We start from the raw sequence: 19,813 nt of genomic DNA, 5'->3' as shown, positions 1-19,813 counted from the left end.
TTTATGGAAATTTCTAACTAGCAATAAACGATGAAACAATGAAATATTTTTCATCCAAAAAGAACTTTGCTATAATGATGGAAGTTTGTGTATAGGAGATCTGGAAAATGAGAGAGAGTTTTGAACAACAAAAAAAACTGTTGCATGATCGCTATGGCGCCCTTTCGATGGATGACCGCCGTCAAATACTTTGTAAGTTGCGTAAAAGAAATATATTGATGTATCGTCAGTTGGAACGTCTGAAACATGATCTGCTTCGTTTGGAGTCAAAACGTGTACAGTGTGAATTAGAGGGGAACCAAACACAGGTTGAAGTAGTCGAAACCAAAATTTTAAAGAAAAAAGAACAATTTTTAAAAATGCTTACACAAAATAAAAAATAAAGGGGATGGACGATGGAATTTGCTGAGTTAGTTATTGTATTTGCAGTAACGATCACCTTATCGAACATAGCTAGCCGCATTTTGCCAATGATTCCAGCTCCACTGATCCAAATTTTCCTTGGAGTGGTATTAGGTCTGACAGAGTGGGGACAATCAATCGATTTTGAACCTGAATTGTTCTTAGTTATGATTATTGCACCATTGTTATTTAGAGAAGGAGAAAAAGCAGATATTTCTTCGATTCTCAAAAATTTCGGGACAATTTTGTTCTTGGCATTTGGAGGAGTCATTTTGACCCTTGTCGGGGTAGGTGCGACGTTATCATTCCTGTTGCCAAGTGTCCCACTTGCTGCCTGCTTTGCTTTTGGAGCAGCGTTAGGTCCGACAGATGCGGTAGCAGTCAGTTCTCTTTCTGGACGAGTGAATATCCCTAAAAAGGCGATGCATATTTTGGAAGGAGAAGGTCTTTTGAATGATGCATCTGGTGTTACTGCCTTCCAGTTTGCTCTTGGTGCGCTGATCACCGGATCTTTTTCAGCAGTAAACGCGGGGATGAGTCTAGTAGTTTCTAGTATTGGGGGAGCTTTGATCGGCTTTTTGCTTGTCTGGTTCAAACAAAAAATAATTCATTTGATCGAAAAAGCATCAGCACAAGATGTCACAGGGTATCTGCTGATCGAACTTTTGCTTCCTTTTCTAGCCTATGTATTGGCAGAGGCATTTGATGTATCTGGAATCATTGCTGCAGTGGCAGCAGGTATTCTCCAAGCTTCTGGTTTTAGGAAAATCTCTGTGTTTGATGCAGAATTGTCGAGCTTGTCCCACAGTACATGGACAACTATTGCTTTTACACTGAATGCATTAGTATTTATATTTTTAGGAATCGAATTGACGCAAGTGTTCTCGCCAGTATGGGGAGACGGTTTATATCCAAACGGTCTTTTATTAGCGATTATCGTATTAATCTCTGTCATGCTTTTTGTGATCAGATTCATTTCTATCAGTCTTTTTTATGTATTCAAAGATGGCAGTAAAAAGTTCAAAAAACAGTTGAACGAGATCTTGATCTTAACATTTGGCGGTGTAAAGGGAACAGTCAGTTTGGCTACGATTTTTATTTTGCCATTTTCAATCAATAATATGATGTTTTACCAGCGGTCTTTGCTTTTGTTTCTGACGGCGGGTGTCATCTTAGTGACTTTGGTCATAGGGATCATTGTCTTGCCTATGCTGACGGAAACAGAGGAAGCGGAAAGCACGGATTTGAATGCTTTGATGATTTTAGAAGAGGTCGTTGAAGTTTTGCGAAAAGAAATAAAGGAAATTGATCGTAATACAAAAGAATTTTTAGCCACTGAAGCAGTGATAGAAAATTATCAAGAACGGATACGTGATCTGTACTTGGAAGATTTAACCGATGATGAAAAGCAAGAAGTACAAGAAATACAAGCACTGATTTTGTCGATCGAACGGGATGGATTGGATGAAAGTTATCGTTCGGGCAAGCTTTCTTCTAATGGTTATCGTTTTTACTCCCGTTTTCTTTCTCGATTCGAACATTCTATCACAAGCCAGATTTTGTCTTTTATCGGCTTTTGGTTCATTGTTGTCCGTAGGTTAATGCGAATCGTTCTCCATCCGAAAATGTTTTGGCAAAGAAGATATGCTGATCGTCAGACATTTATTAGTGATGAAGATATCCAAGAAATCAGAGAGACATATCAAAAAAATACTCAGTTGATTATTGAAAGTTTAGATAACTTGACTGATATTTATGATGAAACGATGGTTCAATTTTTTATCCAGCAACGCAAACTTGAAGGAATAAAAATGAACTCGGGGAATTTGATTTCTTCGTGGATGATCCAGCAAGATAGTCTGTTTACGAAAAAAATGCTAAGAGGTTATTATCTTGAAAGAAAAATCATTGATGAATACGAAGTTGCTGAAAAAATCACGACGTTTTCTGCGAACAGCTATCGCAGGAATATCAATTTGTTAGAATCTTATACTATGAACAAACCATCTGATAACTTTTCTTTCCGATTTGCGTTTCGAGCAAAGTCAAAAAAAACGAGTCCAATAAAATAAAAAGGTAAAAATTTTCAAGTTTTATAAAAAACAAAACATATCAGAACAGGATCGAATCGGTCCTGTTCTTTTTTTGAGAACACAAAAAGAACAAATACCAAAAAAATTTTCCTGAAGTTCACTATTTTTATGATACAATATCCAAGATAAGGAGGGAACATGTTGAAAGAATTAAAAGTAACTGACCTCAAAAAAACTTATGGTGAAAAAGATTTGTTTGACCAGATTTCTTTTTTGGTCCACGAAAAAGACCGTATCGGGTTGATTGGGACGAACGGGACGGGTAAAACAAGTCTCTTAAATATTATTGCCGGTATCGATAGCAGCGACGGTGATCGGCAAACAGTGTTTTATCCAACTGATTACCGTATTGGTTATCTTTCTCAAGCAGCTGAATTTTCCGATGAATTAACTGTTCTCCAAGCAGTCTTTCAAGGAAACAGCCCCTTGATCCAAACTGTTCGAGCATATGAGGAAGCATTGATCGAACTAGGGGAAAACGGAGAAGACCCTGATGTGCAAAAACGTTATGCTAAAGCAGAAGAACAAATGAATAAAGAAGATGCTTGGACTACAGATACCAACGCAAAGATTATTTTGCAAAAATTAGGAATCAGTGAATTAGATAAAAAAATCAGTACTTTATCAGGTGGTCAGAAAAAACGAGTTAGTCTGGCGCAAGTGTTGATTGATGAACCCGATTTACTATTACTAGACGAACCAACAAACCATTTAGATTATGAAGCGATCGAGTGGTTGGAAAACTATTTGAAACAATACCGTGGCGCACTATTGATGGTTACCCACGATCGTTATTTTCTAGATAGAGTAGCAAACCGAATCTTCGAACTTTCATTTGGAAAATTATACGAGTATAAAGGAAATTATGAAGCTTACGTCTTAGAAAAAGCAGAACGTGATCGTGTAGAAGTAGAACAAGAAGAAAAGCGCAAGCGGCTTTATAAACAGGAATTAGCTTGGATGAGGGCTGGCGTACAGGCACGTGGCACCAAGCAGCAAGCACGGATCAACCGTTTCGAAGATCTAAAGGAGAACTTGTACCAAGTAAACCAAGAAGATGATTTAGAGCTGAACCTAGCGACACAACGTTTAGGGAAAAAAGTACTGGAAATCAAAGATGGCAGTTACCGTATAAATGACCAAACACTGCTAGAACATTTAGATTTACTGATTCAATCTCGGGAAAGACTAGGTATTACTGGTAAAAATGGTGCGGGAAAATCGACATTGCTTAATATTCTAGCTGGCAGAATTCCCCTGGATAGCGGTACAATGTCTATCGGTGAAACGGTTCATCTTGCGTATTATACACAAGAAAATGAAGAAATGGCACCAGATAAACGGATGATTGCTTACTTACAAGAAGCTGCTGAAGAAGCAAAAACAGCAGATGGCAGTCAAATCGGAGTAGCAGAATTACTTGAACGATTTTTATTTCCAAGATTTATGCATGGGACACTGATAGGCAAACTTTCAGGCGGAGAAAAACGCCGGTTATTTTTGTTGAAACTGCTGATTCAGCAACCTAATGTTTTATTATTGGATGAACCGACCAATGATTTGGACATAGCAACATTGACGATTTTGGAAGATTATTTTAGAAGTTTTCCAGGTGCTGTGATCACTGTTTCCCATGACCGTTATTTCTTGGACAAGGTAGCAGATAAGTTATTAGTATTCCAAGGAAACGGAAAACAAGAACTTTATTACGGAAACATGTCCAGTTATTTACTGAAGCAAAAAGAGACCCAGCAGCCTGCTGAAAAAGCGAAACCAAAAATACAGAGCAAGGAACCTGCTGAAAAGAAGAAATTATCTTACATGGAACAAAAAGAATGGGAAACGATTGAAGATGAGATTGCAGAACTTGAAGAAAAAATCTCATTGCTCCAAGAAGAGATGAATCATCAAGGAGATAATTTCACTCGATTACAAGAATTGCAAAACGACGTATCTGAAACAGAAGCACAACTTGAAGAAAAAATGGCACGGTGGGAATACTTGAGTGAATGGGTAGAAGATTAGGAGGAAAAAGGATGGAACAAGCGTATCTTGACTTAGGAAGAAAATTGTTGGAAGAAGGGCATCGTAAAGAAGACAGAACAGGCACAGGCACATTAAGCTTATTCGGATACCAAATGCGGTTTGATCTGCAAAAAGGGTTTCCTTTGTTAACAACGAAACGAGTACCTTTTGGATTGATCAAAAGCGAATTGCTTTGGTTTTTAAAAGGAGATACGAATATCCGCTATCTATTACAAAATAAAAACCATATTTGGGATGAATGGGCATTTGAACGCTACATCAAAAGTCCAGACTATAATGGACCAGATATGACTGATTTTGGCCATAGATGTTTGACAGATCCTGAATTCAATGAAGAATATAAAAAGCAGAGCAAGCTTTTTTGCGAGAAGATCCTAACCGATGATTCCTTTGCTGAAACATACGGCGATCTTGGACACATCTACGGCTATCAATGGCGTCACTGGGAAACAAAAGACGGTGGCTTTATCGATCAAATCAAACAAGTGATCGAAGCAATCAAAAAGACTCCTGATTCTAGAAGATTGATCGTTTCTGCATGGAATCCGGAAGATGTTCCTAGCATGGCTTTGCCTCCTTGTCATACGATGTTTCAATTTTATGTTCAAGAGGGACGGCTAAGCTGCCAATTGTATCAACGCAGTGGGGATGTGTTTCTAGGCGTTCCGTTCAACATTGCAAGTTATGCGTTGCTGACTCACCTAATTGCACATGAAACAGGTTTAGCGGTTGGCGAATTTGTTCACACATTAGGAGATGCTCATCTTTATATCAATCATATCGAACAAATGAAAGAACAATTGAGCCGAGAAATACGCGCATTTCCGACTTTAGTTTTGAATCAGGAAAAGCAGTCAGTATTTGATTTTGAGATGGAAGATATCCAATTAGAAGGATATGACCCACATCCGGCGATCAAAGCTCCTATCGCTGTTTAGAATCAGAAAGGATGAGAAAATGTTAGCTGCAATTTGGGCACAGGATGAAAACGGATTGATTGGAAAAGAAGACCGTCTTCCTTGGCGTTTGCCAAATGATCTGAAATTCTTCAAACAAATGACAGAAGCAAATACACTAGTGATGGGACGAAAAACATTCGAAGGGATGGGTAGCCGTCCGTTGCCGAATCGTCAGACGATTGTTTTGACGAGAGATTCTTCCTATAAAGCAGAAGGCGTGCATGTCATGCATAGTGTGGAAGACGTGCTTGCTCTGGAAAAAGAAACAGACGGTATCTTTTTCATCGCTGGAGGGTCAGCTGTTTATCAAGAATTTCTGCCATTTTGTACGATATTATACCGTACAGTCATCCATCATGTATTCGATGGAGATGCTTATTTTCCACCTGTTGACTGGTCTGATTGGTCACTGATCAATACTAGTCAAGGAGAAATGGATGAAAAAAATCGTTATCCGCATCAATTTGAAACGTATCAGCGTAATGAGAATCCTGTAAAAAGCGGGACAGGCGAATTGACGATATAAAAAAGCTATGGATAGACTAGCTGTTATTTAGAGCTGTCCCATCCATAGCTTTATTTTTTTTATTAAGTAAAGAATAAAACAGAGAAGTACATAAAACCTGCACCTAACATAACAAACAAATGCCAAACAACATGCATATAGCGGATAGAATTCAAGCTATAAAAGAATGCGCCTATCGTGTAAGAAAGCCCGCCTGCTACCATCAAAATAACACCAGTCATTCCAAGAGAGTGATAAAGAGGAACAGCAGCCACGACACAGAGCCACCCCATAAAAATATAGATGATCGTAGATACTTTTGATACTCTCTCCCGTTTATGCAACGTCAACGCTTTATATATAATGCCAAGAATCGCAAACAACCAGATTAATACAAATAAAGTCCAACCTAGCCATCCTCGGATACTCAGCAAACAAAAAGGAGTATAACTTCCTGCAATCAAAAGAAAAATCGAACTATGATCGAATACTTGGAACACCTTTTTTGCTTTTGTAAAAATCAATGAATGAAACAAAGTAGACGTTAAAAATAAAAGAATCATCATCGATCCATAGATAGCATAAGAGACAATATGGAGGGAGGAATGCAAGTGGGCACCTTTTACTAAAAGAACCACTAGTCCCGCGATACTCAATCCAGTCCCAATTCCATGGGTGACTGCATTAAACACTTCATTTAATATTTCATACGTTCGATTAAATTTCGTTTTTTCCATGAAAACGGCTCCTTTACTAGGTGTAATTAATGAAAAATCATTATTTGTCTGTTATACTAAAAATAGAAATTGTCTTACATGTAGTTTAACATGAATAAGGCATCTTGTTAAAGAAAGAGAGAGAGAAAATAATGACAAATGTAAAAATCGTAACAGATTCTTCATGTACGATGGAAAAAAATGTACGCGATGCTTTAGGCATTCGTGTCATGCCGCTATCCATCATGATCGACGGAACAGTATATCCCGATGATGACCAACTAGACGGCGAAAGATTTATGGAAATGATGGCGAAAGCAAAAAATCTGCCCAAAACAAGCCAACCACCAATTGGAGAATTCATCTCGATGTATGATGAGCTAGGAGAAGACGGCAGTGAAGTGATTTCGATCCATATGACAAAAGGCTTGAGTGGAACAGTAGAAGCAGCAAGACAAGCCAGTAATCTAACAAAAACGAAAGTAACGGTTATCGACAGTGATACCACTGACCAAGGATTATCTTTTCAGGTAATTCGAGCAGCTGAATTAGCAAAAGAAGGTAAAACAGTAGAGAAAATCCTTGAAGAAGTCAAAAAAGTACAAGACAATACAAAATTATACATCGGAATATCCACACTAGATAACTTGGTAAAAGGTGGAAGAATCAGCCGAACAACTGGTTTGCTGTCTAGTGTTTTGAACATACGCGTGGTGATGAATTTCGCCCATTCTGAATTAATCCCTGTAACTAAGGGGCGAGGAAAGAAAACGTTCGATAAATGGTTTAATAATTTGAAAAATGAACTGAAAGAATTGCCAAATGTGCGACAAATCGGTATTTCACATGCGGATGCAAAAGAATTGGCGCAAGAATTCAAAGAGGGTTTGCAAGAATTATTCCCGGACATGCATATCCCTGTACTGCATACGAATCCGGTTATCGCTACGCATACTGGTAAAGACGCGTTTGCAATCATGTATTATGTAGATTAGTCGAAAAGAGGATAAGCCCTCAGCCTGAAAGGCTTGCAGCTTATTCTCTTTTTCTTTATAAAATTAGGAAAATAATTGTTTTCTTTTTTCATAAAGACTACCTTTTTGATAAAATTTTTGATAACATTAGAACCAATCGAATACAAGAGGTGAAAAAATGAAATTAACGAAACGACATTTGATCCTCGTTTTGTTCCCATTATTAATTGCGATCATCATCTATGCAGGTTTAGCTGCTTCTATACCGAAAGCTGGCCCACTAATGAAACCAGTAACTACTGTGAGAGAAGATCCAAATAAAAAAGAAAAACTTCACTACATAGCTATCGGAGATTCGCTGACTGAAGGAGTAGGAGATCAAACCAAGCAAGGAGGATTCGTTCCCCTTGTCGCAAATGATCTAAAAGACCGTTATAATTTGACCGCGGTTGAAACAGAAAACTATGGTGTAAATGGTGAACGAAGTGACCAGATCTTAAAGCGAGTAAAAACAAAAGAAGAAATTCGAAACAATATCAAAACAGCTGATTTTATCACACTGACTGTTGGCGGTAATGATTTGATGAAAGTTATCCAAAATAATTTATTCGGGTTAACGGTCAATTCCTTTAAAAAGCCACTGAAAAACTATCAGGAAAATGTCACAGAACTATTGGAAGAATTTCGATCCCTCAATAAAACCGCACCTATTTACATTTTAGGCATCTACAATCCATTTTATTTGAACTTTCCTGAGATCACTGACATGCAGACAATTGTTAACAATTGGAACAAAGGAACAGAAACGGTGACAAAAAAAATGCCGAACTGCTACTTTATCCCAATCAATGATTTGCTTTATCAAGGATTGAATCAGGAAGTAGGTGTCACAGAAGAAGGAACAGATCAAACAACTAGCACGACAGAAAATCTAAATGGCATCAAAAATAATGTGCTCTATGAAGAAGATCATTTCCATCCAAATAATTTAGGTTATCAATTGATGGCAAATGCAGTGAGAGATCAGCTGATCGAGACACAAAACCAATGGTTAGAGAAGGAGGATGATCAATAAACATGAAAACAAGATCTGACGTATCTTCAAACAAAACAAAGAAAACAAATTACTGGAAATTCGCCTTCCTTATCCTTCTTGGGGTAGTACTTGGTTCGACCGTATTTTTAGGCAGCCGTATTTTTGCTAATCGGGAACCAGAACTCCCAGAAATACCAGCTCTTACGGAAAGACAAGGAGATCCTGTCTTAACGATCAATTCAAATAAAGAAAAAGTCAATCAAATCATCAGCTTTTTCCTTAGTGAGTATCAAAAAGATAGTGATATTGAATATAAATTTTATTTGGAAAATGAAGCACTACTCAATGGTACTTTCGAAGTACTAGGTTTTCCTATCGATTTCTATTTATATTTTGATCCGTATGTGATGGAAAACGGAAATGTCCAACTAAAAGCTAGAAGTCTTTCTATCGGAACATTGAGTTTGCCAATCAAAGATGTGATGAATATGATCAAGAGAAACTATAAATTACCAGATTGGATCGAAGTCAATACAGATGATCTGACTATCATGCTTAGGTTGGATCAATTCCGAATGCAAAACGGGATGTATATTAAAGCAGATAAAATCGACTTAGTAAATGATGACATTCGGTTTAGTCTATATTTGCCAAAAGATACCTCTGATGCTTCAAACAACTCAAATACCAACAAAACTAGCACCAGCAGTACTGAAAGCAAGACAAAAGAAAATAAAAAATCATCGGATGAGTAGTATTAGAGGGGGAATCATAATGGAACGAGCAATATTTGCAGGAGGCTGCTTCTGGTGTATGATCCAGCCTTTCGACACGCTTCCTGGTATCCATACAGTGATGTCAGGATATACTGGAGGGCATGTACCAGATCCGACTTATGAACAAGTAAAAAGCCAAACGACTGGACATACAGAAGCAGTGGAGATTATCTATGATCCAACATTGATTTCATATGAACAATTAGTAGAACTTTACTGGCAGCAAACTGATCCAACTGACGCTTTCGGACAATTCGAGGATCGCGGTGACAATTATCGCCCGGTGATCTTTTATTTGACAGAAGAACAGCGGATCATTGCTGAAAAAAGTAAGAAACAGTTAGCTGAAAGTGGACGTTTCGAACAGCCAATCGTTACAAAAATCGAACCAGCCCAACCATTTTATCTAGCAGAAGAAGACCATCAAGAGTATTATAAAAAGCATCCTGAAAATTTTAAAAGAAACCATGCACGCCGGGCTGCCTTTATCGAAGAAAATTGGAGGAACGAAGGGTGAATCGAAGCTTTTTTCATTATTTAATGACACTGCGAGGCGGTGGCACACATGATGCTTTATCTGTTTTCGCTACAGAAGCCGGTAAAGACATCCAATTTCCTAAGCACAGCTCTAGCTACGAAGAAATTTCTAATTATCTGGAACTGAATGTCGACTATTTGCCGTCCATGGATATCTTTGACGAAGCATGGGAAAAATATTTAGAAAATAATCATGACATATAAGAGATAGTTTTGTACTTTATGATCAAAAAAGTTTTTTGTCCAATAGCCTAATTGAAAGAATTATTTTTATTTCAGCTATCTAGTCGCATTTTTTTGATATTTTTCTTATAATAAAGAAAGAATGAAAAAAAGAGGGATGGATTGATAGAGATTGACAAAAAAACAACGCTATATTAATCGCTTCTGGCTTGTATTCAAATACTTACTTGTTTCTGTATTCCTTGCGTTCATGTTGCGGGGATTTTTATTCATCCCGGTACCAGTGGAAGGCAATTCAATGGAAAACGTGTTGAAGCAAGGTGATATGGTTGTGATGGAAAAATTTTCGGAGATCAGACGATTTGATATTGTTGTTTTTCAATTAGCAGATGGCACGATTTATATCAAACGAGTAATCGGTCTTCCAGGAGAAAATGTCAGCTACCAAAATGATCAATTGAAGATCAATGGGAAAGTAGTTAAGGAACCTTATCTAACTAAAAACCTGAAATCAGATCATGCAAATGCATCCTATACGACGGACTTTACACTACAAGAGCTAACGGGACAATCCAAGCTTCCGGAAGATAATTATTTTGTACTTGGAGATAATCGAAGAGTTTCAAAAGATAGTCGTTCGTTTGGCACGATCAATAAAACTGATATTCTAGGTAAAGCAAGATTTGTCTATTATCCACTTGATGAAATAAAATGGATCCAGTGAGAAACAATAAAGCGTGCAGTCTGTTGAGACTGCACGCTTTATTGTTTAATCCAAAATCAGTTTACTACCTTAGTACGTAAAATCAAACAGCTCGTTTAAACACTTTTCTAGCCTCTAAAGTTTTGATAAATGAATAAACAACCATTATTTGAATAGGGATTTGGATCATATTCCTGATGAATCTACCTAGAAAAATTACTTTGAAATCTGCACCAAACAAAACAGACATCAGCCAAGAATTGATAAAAAGGCTGACTGGGATCATAATCAATAATTGGGCAGCGATGACGGAAGGCAGGTTTATCTTTTTATGATCGCCGTTTGTATAATTAAGCGAGACAAATAAAAAAGCCATTTATGTTACACTCAAATTGTAATACCCGCTAAAGCATACAAGGAGAGTGAACATAAATGACTTATACCCATCTTACACCAAACGAGCTTGTAATGATAGAAGCATATTTTCATCAAGAAACTCCGGTTGCTATCGTTGCGAAGCAGCTTAAACGTGGACGCCAAACAATTTACAATGTCTATAACTTTCTCAAATGTGGTGGAACAGCACTTGAATACTTTGAACAATACAAAGAAAATAAGCGACGTTGTGGGAGAACCGAAATCATTTTTCCTGCTGAGGAAAAAGAATACATTGAAAAAAGATCAACTGAAGGTTGGACCCCAGACGTCATTATTGGCCGTGCAGAGCGAACCTTCTCTTGTTCAGTAAGTACCCTCTATCGCCGGTTTAAGACGGGAGAATTCAATGTTTTACATTTACCGATGCAAGGAAAACGAAAACCAAATGGTTATAAGGAAAAACGTGGAAAACAGGCATTCAAAAGAAATATTTCTGAACGTAAAAAAGATTATGTCGTTTTCGAAGAAGAATTTGGACATTTAGAGGGTGATACGATTGTCGGCATCCACCATAAAAGTGCCGTCATCACACTCGTTGAGCGACTTTCAAAAGCCATTATCGCCTTGAAACCAGAAGGCCGTAAGGCAGTTGATATTGAAAATTCGATTAATGAATGGCTTCAATCCGTACCCAAAAATCTTTTCAAATCAATTACCTTTGATTGTGGAAAAGAATTCTCTAATTGGAAAAGTATTAGTAATACGAATGATATTGATATTTATTTCGCAGACCCAGGAACGCCTTCCCAACGGGGATTAAATGAACATTCAAACGGACTCCTCCGAAAAGATGGACTACCAAAAGAAATGGAATTCAACCAAGTCAATCAAGGATTCATCTCATCCGTTGCGTCCAAAAGAAACCATATCCCTAGAAAATCACTAAATTACCAAACACCATTAGAAGTTTTTTTGAGTTACGTAAATGGAAAGTTTTGTCTCGCTTAATTTGACAAATAATAGATATAAAAATAAGCCATTAATAAATCCACCAAGGAAAGCCGTGATAAGAAAAGCAGCTTGAAACGTTCCTGAACCAAATATCGTGAAATTTAAAGTGTTCGACAACATTTCAAGCAAACCAGCCCAGATCGGTCCATATAGATAACCCATAAGCGCCATACTTAAAAATCCGAATGTGATTTGAAAATAAGCAGGACCAATCGCTATCTTGTATAAGATGACATCAAGGGCTAATAAAAGAGCAGAGGTTGACAACAATCTTGCATTCATTTCGGGCAATCTAAAAACGTCTTTTGCAATCAAAGTGTTCAAAATATTCTCTCCTTTGTCAGTTAATAATAAAAGGATACCATAAAATCACCAATGTGTCATGACACATTGGTGATTTACATACACTGGCATCTAACAATTAAAAAAAGGGTGAGAAGACTGCTTTTATAAACTGTAAAAAAGAGATTGTACGAATAAAAAAAATAGAGGCGGAGAATACTTATCGTATCATCCGCCTTTGTTTTTTTGTTATAAAAAACGTCAGATTAGTTATCTGCTTACATCTTCATCCATACGGGTTCTAATGTATTTCCGTCTAGATCTTGGACTTCTAATGAAAACATTTCTTCTTCAGGCATTCCCATATCTACTTCGTGGAAAGTACCACCATTTTCTTTTGCAATTTGAGCAAATTTTTTTACTTCATCCGCGTTTTCAACACTAAACGAAATCAAAGCACCACTTGTTTTTTTATTATCAGCTATTTCTTTATCTTTTATAAATTTTTTATAAAAATCATGAGAGAGAAGCATTACCCAAAAAGTGTCATCCCATACCATTGAACCAGCTTCTTCAGTAGAAAATTCTTCATTTTTTTTAAAACCCAGCTTTTCATAAAAAGCAACGGAACGATTGACATCAGCAACAGGAAAATTAACAAAAACCATACTATTCATTTGTTTCGTCTCCTTTCTGTTTTGTTCGTCTATCATCTCTTATTTAGGAAACGCTGTCAAAAATTTAGATTCATATATAGAAACCAAAATAAAAATTTGCATCATCAAAAAAGTGAAGATGTGATAGAATGAGGACTGGTTCACTTTCACTTAACTAATAGATGGAATTTCTTTATAATAAAAAAGTGAATTTATATTGAAAAAGAAAAAAACAAGTAAAGCCGGGGAATATTCCGGTATGAAAGGAATGGAGAGAACAATGACCATCCAATGGTTTCCGGGACATATGGCAAAAGCCCGACGAGAAGTTTCTGAAAAAATGAAATATGTGGACATCGTATTTGAATTGGTAGACGCACGATTACCTTTATCTTCTCGTAATCCAATGCTAGATCAGATCATTCAGCAAAAACCTCGCCTTGTTTTATTGAATAAAGCGGATCTGGCAGATCCACAACAGACAAAGCTGTGGCAAGAATATTTTCGTAAACAAGGCCATCTTGCATTAGCTATCACGGCACAAGAAAGTAAAGGAATTAAAGGTCTAGTACCTGCGGCTAAAGAAGCATTGAAAGAAAAACGGGCAAGAGATGCTGCTCGGGGGATCAAGCCTCGCGCTATTCGGGCAATGGTCTTAGGTATTCCAAATGTTGGGAAATCTACGTTGATGAATCGACTAGTAGGCAAGAAAATTGCACAGACAGGAAATAAGCCTGGCGTAACAAAAGGTCAGCAGTGGCTTCGTTTAGGTAATGAGTTGGAATTGTTAGACACACCAGGGATTTTATGGCCCAAATTTGAAGATGAAGAAATCGGCAAAAAACTAGCGCTGACAGGCGCGATCAAAGACCAGCTTGTCCATTTAGATGATTTAGCGATTTACGGATTAGACTTTTTTGCCCGATATTATTCAGGAAGAATCAGCGATCGTTATGGTTTATCAATCGAGCAAGAAGAAAAATTGGCACCGGAATTACTGATGGATATTACAGCAAAACGTGGGTATAAAGAAGACTATGATCGTGGCAGCGAATTAGTCGTGCATGATATTCGTCAAGGAAAACTTGGACGATACACACTGGATCGTTGCGAAGAAATGGAGCAAAAAAGTGATGACTGAATCCATCCAAAGTATCAAAGAACGATTGAAAAGCATACAGAGAATAGATGATCCTACACTAGAATCATTAAGAAATGATCCACGCAAAGGCGTGCAGCAAGCACTGGCTTCTTTTGAACGACGATTGAAAAAGGAAGCATTAATTAAGGAAAAATATGAAGAAATGTTTTGCTTTGAAAAGCAAGGGTACGCACAAGGTCACCAATGGATTGCCGGCATTGATGAAGTAGGAAGAGGACCATTAGCTGGACCTGTCGTGGCAGCTGCAGTTATCTTGCCGAAAAATGAGATCATATTAGGGCTGAATGACTCCAAACAATTATCAGAGAAAAAGCGAGAACTTCTTTATCAACAAGTTCAAGAAAAAGCCCTGGCAATCGGGATCGGGATCGTTGATCAACAGACAATCGATGATGTGAATATTTATGAAGCAAGTAAATTAGCGATGATCCAAGCAGTAGAAAAATTGTCCATTGTACCAAGCTATTTGTTGATCGATGCGATGACCTTGGATTTGCCTATTCAGCAGGAAAAAATAATCAAAGGGGATGCACGATCTGTGTCGATTGCTGCTGCAAGTATCATTGCTAAAGTATATCGAGACCAATTGATGAAAGAATATGACGTGCTTTATCCTGGATATGGTTTCTCGCATAATGCAGGTTATGGAACAAAGGAACACTTAGAAGGACTTGAACGACAAGGAATTACGCCAATCCATCGTAAAAGTTTTGCACCTGTAAAAAAATATTTACAATAAAAAACAGCCGCTTTTACGTATCTTATTAGAAAGAGAGACGAAAGGCGGTTTTATGATGTATCAAATAGAAGAAAATTTATTGAAACTTGCTTATACAAAAGGAATCAGTAGTCAAGGAAAATGGGCACTTGCTAACTGGATGATGCAGTATCCTTATAAAGAAATCGGATTTGAAGACATCATTAAGATAGGTAAAATAACCAAACATCGGGAGCTGTTTCGCAAAAGTTGGCAGGAAATTCACGCTAACTGGGGCAAAATCCAATCGAAACAGTCGTTTATCACTTGCTTTGATCCCAAATATCCCCCTCAGCTGCTTCACTTGACCTATCCGCCAATTGTACTGTTTTATAATGGTGATCTATCTTTACTTTCTTGTAACATGTTAAGCGTTGTTGGTGGAAGACACACTTCTGCTTTAGCCAAAAAAACAGTTTATTATTTACTAAAACCAGTGATAGAAGCTGGATATGTGATCGTCAGTGGCTGCGCGAAAGGGATAGATACATACGGTCACCAAGCAGCAATCTCTCATGGTGGACGGACAATCGCAGTCATTGGAACAGGGATAGAGCAAGTCTATCCTGCTGAAAATCGTGACTTGCAAGAGGTGATTGCAAATGATCATCTTCTTTTGAGTGAATATCCTCCTCAATCCGGCCCGAAAAAGCATTGTTTTCCAATGAGAAATCGGATTATCGCAGCTTTGTCTAAAGTAACATGTGTCTTTGAAGCCAAGAAAAAAAGCGGCTCTCTGATAACAGCACAGCAAGCATTGGATCTTGGAAGAACAGTTTTTTCTGTTCCAGGAAATATTTTAACAGAACATTCTACCGGATGTCATCATTTGATCCAAGACGGTGCAGTTTGCACGGTTTCGGGTGAAGATATCTTGGCAGAATTTAAAGAATAACACCATACTTTTCATTTGCTTTTCTTGACAAACGTTTTCTGAATGGATATGATTAGCTACGATTTGTATGAATCCTCTTTTAATAGTAGGAACACGACAATGGAAAGGAGTCCATTCAGTAATGGCGTATAAATATTTAGTGATTGTAGAATCACCTGCAAAAGCCAAGACAATTGAGAAATATCTTGGACGAAACTATAAAGTAATGGCCAGTGTTGGCCATATAAGAGATTTACCGAAAAGTAAAATGGGTATCGATTTTGAAAACAATTATGAACCCCATTATATTTCTATACGCGGAAAAGGCGATGTCATCAAAAGCCTGAAAGCCGCAGCAAAAAAAGCTCAAAAAGTTTACTTGGCAAGTGACCCGGATAGAGAAGGAGAAGCGATTGCTTGGCATTTAGCGTACCTACTTGGGTTGGATCTGAAAGAAAAAAATCGGGTGGTCTTCAATGAAATCACAAAAGACGCAGTCAAAGCAGCTTTTAAGGAACCAAGAACGATCGATGTAGATTTAGTAGATGCACAGCAAGCTCGTCGTACCTTAGACAGAATCGTTGGTTATTCGATCAGTCCTATTCTCTGGCGTAAGGTCAAGAAAGGGTTAAGTGCAGGACGTGTCCAATCTGTCGCTTTAAAAATTATTATTGACCGTGAAAAAGAGATCCGAGAATTTGTTCCAGAAGAATATTGGAGCATCGACGGTAATTTTAAAAAAGCTCGCAAGAAATTCAAAGCAAATTTCTGGGGAATCGACGGTAAGAAAAAGAAATTACCAGATGCACAAAGTGTAAAAGAAGTCACTGCTAGAATTGATGGAACAGACTTCGAAGTTAAAAAAGTAGAAAAGAAAGAGCGCAAAAGAAACCCTGCGAATCCTTTCACTACAAGTAGCCTGCAACAAGAAGCTGCCCGTAAGTTAAACTTTCGAACAAGAAAAACCATGATGGTAGCACAGCAATTATATGAAGGAATCACTTTGGGTAAACAAGGAACAGTCGGCTTGATTACATACATGCGTACTGATTCTACCCGGATTGCCGATACAGCAAAAGCAGAGGCCGCAGCATTTATTGAAGATACGTATGGAAAAGAATTTTCTAGACATGATCACCGAAAGATCAAAAATGCTCAAGGCGCACAAGATGCCCATGAAGCTGTGCGTCCAACGAGTGTGCTTCGTACACCAGATGAACTCAAACAATATTTAGATAAAGATCAATTGAAACTTTATACATTGATCTGGTCACGTTTTGTGGCTAGTCAGATGACACCAGCTATTTTAGATACAATGAAAGTGACATTAGAACAAAATGGTGTCATCTTCATTGCGAACGGTTCAAAAATCAAATTCAAAGGATTCATGCAAGTGTATGTGGAAGGTAGAGATGACGGCAAAGAAGAGAAAGAAAATATTCTTCCAGAACTTGAAGAAGGCGATGTAGTCCAATCTGTTGATATTGAACCAAAACAACATTTTACTCAACCACCAGCACGTTTTAGTGAGGCTACGTTGATTCGTGCACTAGAAGAAAACGGGGTAGGGCGACCTTCCACTTATGCACCAACACTTGATACGATCCAAAGACGCTACTATGTAAAATTGACACAAAAAAGATTTGAGCCGACTGAACTAGGAGAAATTGTCAATTCATTAATCTGTGAATTCTTCCCTCAAATCGTCGATATCCATTTCACAGCAGAAATGGAAGGAGATTTGGATAAAATTGAAGAAGGCACGGAAGCGTGGGTCAAAGTGGTTGATCGTTTCTATAAACCGTTTGAAAAAGAACTGACGAATGCGGAAGAAAAAATCGAAAAAATTCAAATCAAAGATGAACCAGCAGGATTCGATTGTGATGTCTGTGGACATCCGATGGTGATAAAATTAGGGAAATATGGGAAGTTTTATGCTTGCAGTAATTTTCCTGATTGTCGGAATACGAAACCAATCGTAAAAGAAATCGGTGTGACTTGCCCAGTATGTCATGAAGGACAAGTCATTGAACGAAAATCTAAGAAAAACAGACTATTCTATGGTTGTTCCCGTTTCCCAGAATGTGAATTCACTTCTTGGGATAAACCAGTGGGCAGAAATTGTCCAAAATGTGACGGATATCTGGTCGAGAAGAAAGTCAAAGGCGGTAAACAAGTAGTCTGTGTAAATGGAGATTACGAAGAAGACATCCAAAAATAATAGAAAAGAGGTTCTTTCATTGAAAATGGTAAATGTTGTTGGAGCAGGGCTTGCCGGAAGTGAAGCTGCTTGGCAGATCGCACAAGCAGGAGTCCCTGTCCGTTTATATGAAATGCGTCCAGTCAAATCGACTGAGGCGCATCACACAAGTAATTTTGCTGAACTAGTATGTTCCAATTCATTAAGAGGAAACAGTTTGGCTAATGCAGTAGGGTTATTGAAAGAAGAAATGCGCCGATTGAATTCGGTAGTAATCACTTCGGCAGATGAAACAGCAGTGCCAGCTGGTGGTGCCTTAGCTGTTGACCGCGATTCTTTTTCTGAAACAATTACCCGAAAAGTCAAAGAGCATCCATTAGTAACAGTGATAAACGAAGAAATTACTGAAATACCGGAAGGAATCACCGTAGTAGCAACAGGACCTTTGACTTCTCATCCATTAGCAGAAAGCATCAAAGCATTCAATGGTTCAGATGGTTTTTATTTCTATGATGCAGCTGCACCAATCGTAGACAAAGCTACGATCGATATGGATAAAGTATATTTGAAGTCCCGCTATGACAAAGGAGAAGCAGCTTACTTGAACTGTCCGATGACAGAAGAGGAATTCAAAGCTTTCCATGAGGCACTAATCAATGCCGAAGTGGCAGAACTTAAATCTTTTGAGAAAGAAAAATATTTTGAAGGATGTATGCCAATTGAAGTAATGGCACAGCGAGGATTCAAAACGATGCTTTTCGGACCTATGAAACCAGTTGGATTGGAAGATCCTAAAACTGGCAAACGTCCTTATGCTGTTATCCAGCTGCGTCAAGACAATGCTGCAGCTTCTTTATACAACATCGTGGGCTTTCAGACTCACTTGAAATGGGGCGAGCAAAAACGTGTTTTCCGGATGATTCCTGGGTTAGAAAATGCTGAATTCGTTCGCTATGGTGTGATGCACCGAAACAGCTTTATGAATTCGCCAGAATTGCTGAAACCGACTTACCAATCAACGAAACGCGAAGATCTGTTCTTTGCAGGTCAGATGACTGGTGTAGAAGGCTATGTTGAAAGTGCAGCGAGCGGACTACTTGCTGGAATCAACGCCGCACGCTTAGCAAAAGAAATGGAACCAGTCGAGTTTCCACAAGAAACAGCTATTGGAAGTATGGCTTACTACATTACTCATGCGGAAGGAAAACATTTCCAACCGATGAATGCCAACTATGGTCTGTTTCCTGAACTGCCAGAGCGCATTCGAGACAAAAAAGCAAGATATGAAGCAATTGCACAACGAGCTTTAAAAGCTAATGAGGCAATAAAAACAGAATTAGAAAAAACTGCAATCCCAAATGAGTAAGGAAACTCCATGAAGAGGGTGAGACGGATAGTCTCGCTCTTTTTCTTGCGTTTTTCTTAAGAATTTCTCAAACAAAATGTGAGGAATTGCGCCAATTGTGAACAAACTTAGAAATATTGGTTAAATTCTGACAATTTATTTGTCTTTTTATAAACGCTGTGCTAAATTATTCTCTGGGACAAAAGGAAGGTGAGAAA

19 protein-coding genes and 2 pseudogenes are annotated in these 19,813 nt (G+C 38.0%); 17 read left to right on the top strand and 4 right to left on the bottom strand.

Features of this window, described 5'->3' with window-relative positions:
* The first annotated feature begins 107 nt into the window (after positions 1-107).
* The 5 genes from PYW34_RS07715 to PYW34_RS07695 all read left to right on the top strand — a co-directional run bounded on the left by PYW34_RS07715 (position 108) and on the right by PYW34_RS07695 (position 6,026).
* Positions 108-383, top strand: a complete 276-nt coding sequence (locus tag PYW34_RS07715; RefSeq protein ID WP_002290188.1) for a hypothetical protein — start codon at positions 108-110, stop codon at positions 381-383.
* Positions 384-395: 12 nt separating this feature from the next.
* Positions 396-2,474: a cation:proton antiporter gene (locus tag PYW34_RS07710; protein WP_002294415.1), complete on the top strand. Its 2,079-nt coding sequence runs from the start codon at positions 396-398 to the stop codon at positions 2,472-2,474.
* 162 nt (positions 2,475-2,636) lie between these two features.
* Positions 2,637-4,520: an ABC-F family ATP-binding cassette domain-containing protein gene (locus tag PYW34_RS07705; RefSeq protein ID WP_021414906.1), complete on the top strand. Its 1,884-nt coding sequence runs from the start codon at positions 2,637-2,639 to the stop codon at positions 4,518-4,520.
* A gap of 11 nt (positions 4,521-4,531) precedes the next feature.
* Positions 4,532-5,479, top strand: coding sequence for a thymidylate synthase (locus PYW34_RS07700; RefSeq protein ID WP_002294416.1), 948 nt, complete (start codon positions 4,532-4,534; stop codon positions 5,477-5,479).
* Between the two features lie 19 nt (positions 5,480-5,498).
* Positions 5,499-6,026 carry a dihydrofolate reductase gene (locus tag PYW34_RS07695; protein WP_002288392.1) on the top strand — a complete coding sequence of 176 codons (528 nt, stop codon included), beginning with the start codon at positions 5,499-5,501 and terminating at the stop codon, positions 6,024-6,026.
* A gap of 62 nt (positions 6,027-6,088) precedes the next feature.
* Here PYW34_RS07695 and trhA read toward each other — a convergent pair whose 3' ends face one another.
* Entirely contained in the window at positions 6,089-6,742 is a 654-nt protein-coding gene (gene trhA, locus PYW34_RS07690; protein WP_002288393.1) for a PAQR family membrane homeostasis protein TrhA, read from the bottom strand.
* A gap of 131 nt (positions 6,743-6,873) precedes the next feature.
* Here trhA and PYW34_RS07685 point away from each other — a divergent pair, with 131 nt between their 5' ends.
* The 6 genes from PYW34_RS07685 (at position 6,874) to lepB (ending at position 10,951) form a co-directional block, all read left to right on the top strand.
* Positions 6,874-7,716: a DegV family protein gene (locus PYW34_RS07685; RefSeq protein WP_002288394.1), complete on the top strand. Its 843-nt coding sequence runs from the start codon at positions 6,874-6,876 to the stop codon at positions 7,714-7,716.
* 157 nt (positions 7,717-7,873) lie between these two features.
* Positions 7,874-8,770, top strand: coding sequence for an SGNH/GDSL hydrolase family protein (locus PYW34_RS07680; protein ID WP_002288395.1), 897 nt, complete (start codon positions 7,874-7,876; stop codon positions 8,768-8,770).
* Between the two features lie 2 nt (positions 8,771-8,772).
* The gene (locus tag PYW34_RS07675) at positions 8,773-9,486 is read left to right on the top strand and encodes a YpmS family protein (RefSeq protein ID WP_002288396.1); all 714 of its coding nucleotides are present in this window, start codon (positions 8,773-8,775) and stop codon (positions 9,484-9,486) included.
* 19 nt (positions 9,487-9,505) lie between these two features.
* A complete protein-coding gene (gene msrA / locus PYW34_RS07670; protein ID WP_002288397.1) occupies positions 9,506-10,024 on the top strand; it encodes a peptide-methionine (S)-S-oxide reductase MsrA in 519 nt (172 codons plus the stop codon).
* Positions 10,021-10,248, top strand: a complete 228-nt coding sequence (locus tag PYW34_RS07665) for a YozE family protein (RefSeq protein ID WP_002288398.1) — start codon at positions 10,021-10,023, stop codon at positions 10,246-10,248. The genes msrA and PYW34_RS07665 overlap by 4 nt, the downstream gene beginning before the upstream one ends.
* A gap of 151 nt (positions 10,249-10,399) precedes the next feature.
* Positions 10,400-10,951, top strand: coding sequence for a signal peptidase I (gene lepB, locus PYW34_RS07660; protein WP_002294418.1), 552 nt, complete (start codon positions 10,400-10,402; stop codon positions 10,949-10,951).
* 82 nt (positions 10,952-11,033) lie between these two features.
* Here the strand turns inward: lepB and PYW34_RS07655 are convergent.
* Positions 11,034-11,264 (bottom strand): annotated as a pseudogene (locus PYW34_RS07655) (folate family ECF transporter S component); the annotation flags it as partial.
* 98 nt (positions 11,265-11,362) lie between these two features.
* Between PYW34_RS07655 and PYW34_RS07650 the strand changes: the two are divergent.
* A complete protein-coding gene (locus PYW34_RS07650; protein WP_000222572.1) occupies positions 11,363-12,316 on the top strand; it encodes an IS30 family transposase in 954 nt (317 codons plus the stop codon).
* Between the two features lie 15 nt (positions 12,317-12,331).
* Here PYW34_RS07650 and PYW34_RS07645 read toward each other — a convergent pair.
* Both PYW34_RS07645 and PYW34_RS07640 read right to left on the bottom strand, forming a co-directional pair.
* Positions 12,332-12,643: pseudogene (locus PYW34_RS07645) on the bottom strand (ECF transporter S component); the annotation flags it as partial.
* A 236-nt stretch (positions 12,644-12,879) separates the two neighbouring features.
* Positions 12,880-13,278 (bottom strand): VOC family protein, encoded by a 399-nt coding sequence (locus PYW34_RS07640; protein WP_002298119.1) that lies wholly within the window; start codon positions 13,276-13,278, stop codon positions 12,880-12,882.
* 259 nt (positions 13,279-13,537) lie between these two features.
* On the opposite strand from PYW34_RS07640, the gene ylqF reads away from it, so the two are divergent.
* The 5 genes from ylqF (at position 13,538) to trmFO (ending at position 19,616) form a co-directional block, all read left to right on the top strand.
* Positions 13,538-14,398, top strand: a complete 861-nt coding sequence (ylqF, locus tag PYW34_RS07635) for a ribosome biogenesis GTPase YlqF (protein WP_002296988.1) — start codon at positions 13,538-13,540, stop codon at positions 14,396-14,398.
* A complete protein-coding gene (locus PYW34_RS07630; RefSeq protein ID WP_002296990.1) occupies positions 14,391-15,158 on the top strand; it encodes a ribonuclease HII in 768 nt (255 codons plus the stop codon). The genes ylqF and PYW34_RS07630 overlap by 8 nt, the downstream gene beginning before the upstream one ends.
* A gap of 55 nt (positions 15,159-15,213) precedes the next feature.
* Positions 15,214-16,071: a DNA-processing protein DprA gene (dprA, locus tag PYW34_RS07625; protein ID WP_002333253.1), complete on the top strand. Its 858-nt coding sequence runs from the start codon at positions 15,214-15,216 to the stop codon at positions 16,069-16,071.
* 121 nt (positions 16,072-16,192) lie between these two features.
* Complete coding sequence (gene topA, locus PYW34_RS07620; RefSeq protein WP_002288411.1) at positions 16,193-18,271, top strand: type I DNA topoisomerase; 2,079 nt, start codon at positions 16,193-16,195, stop codon at positions 18,269-18,271.
* Positions 18,240-19,616: an FADH(2)-oxidizing methylenetetrahydrofolate--tRNA-(uracil(54)-C(5))-methyltransferase TrmFO gene (trmFO, locus tag PYW34_RS07615; protein ID WP_002320953.1), complete on the top strand. Its 1,377-nt coding sequence runs from the start codon at positions 18,240-18,242 to the stop codon at positions 19,614-19,616. The genes topA and trmFO overlap by 32 nt, the downstream gene beginning before the upstream one ends.
* The last annotated feature ends 197 nt before the right edge of the window (positions 19,617-19,813 follow it).

The organism is Enterococcus faecium (assembly GCF_029023785.1).
GTDB lineage: Bacteria > Bacillota > Bacilli > Lactobacillales > Enterococcaceae > Enterococcus_B > Enterococcus_B faecium.
This window is presented reverse-complemented; position numbering and strand designations above follow the sequence as displayed.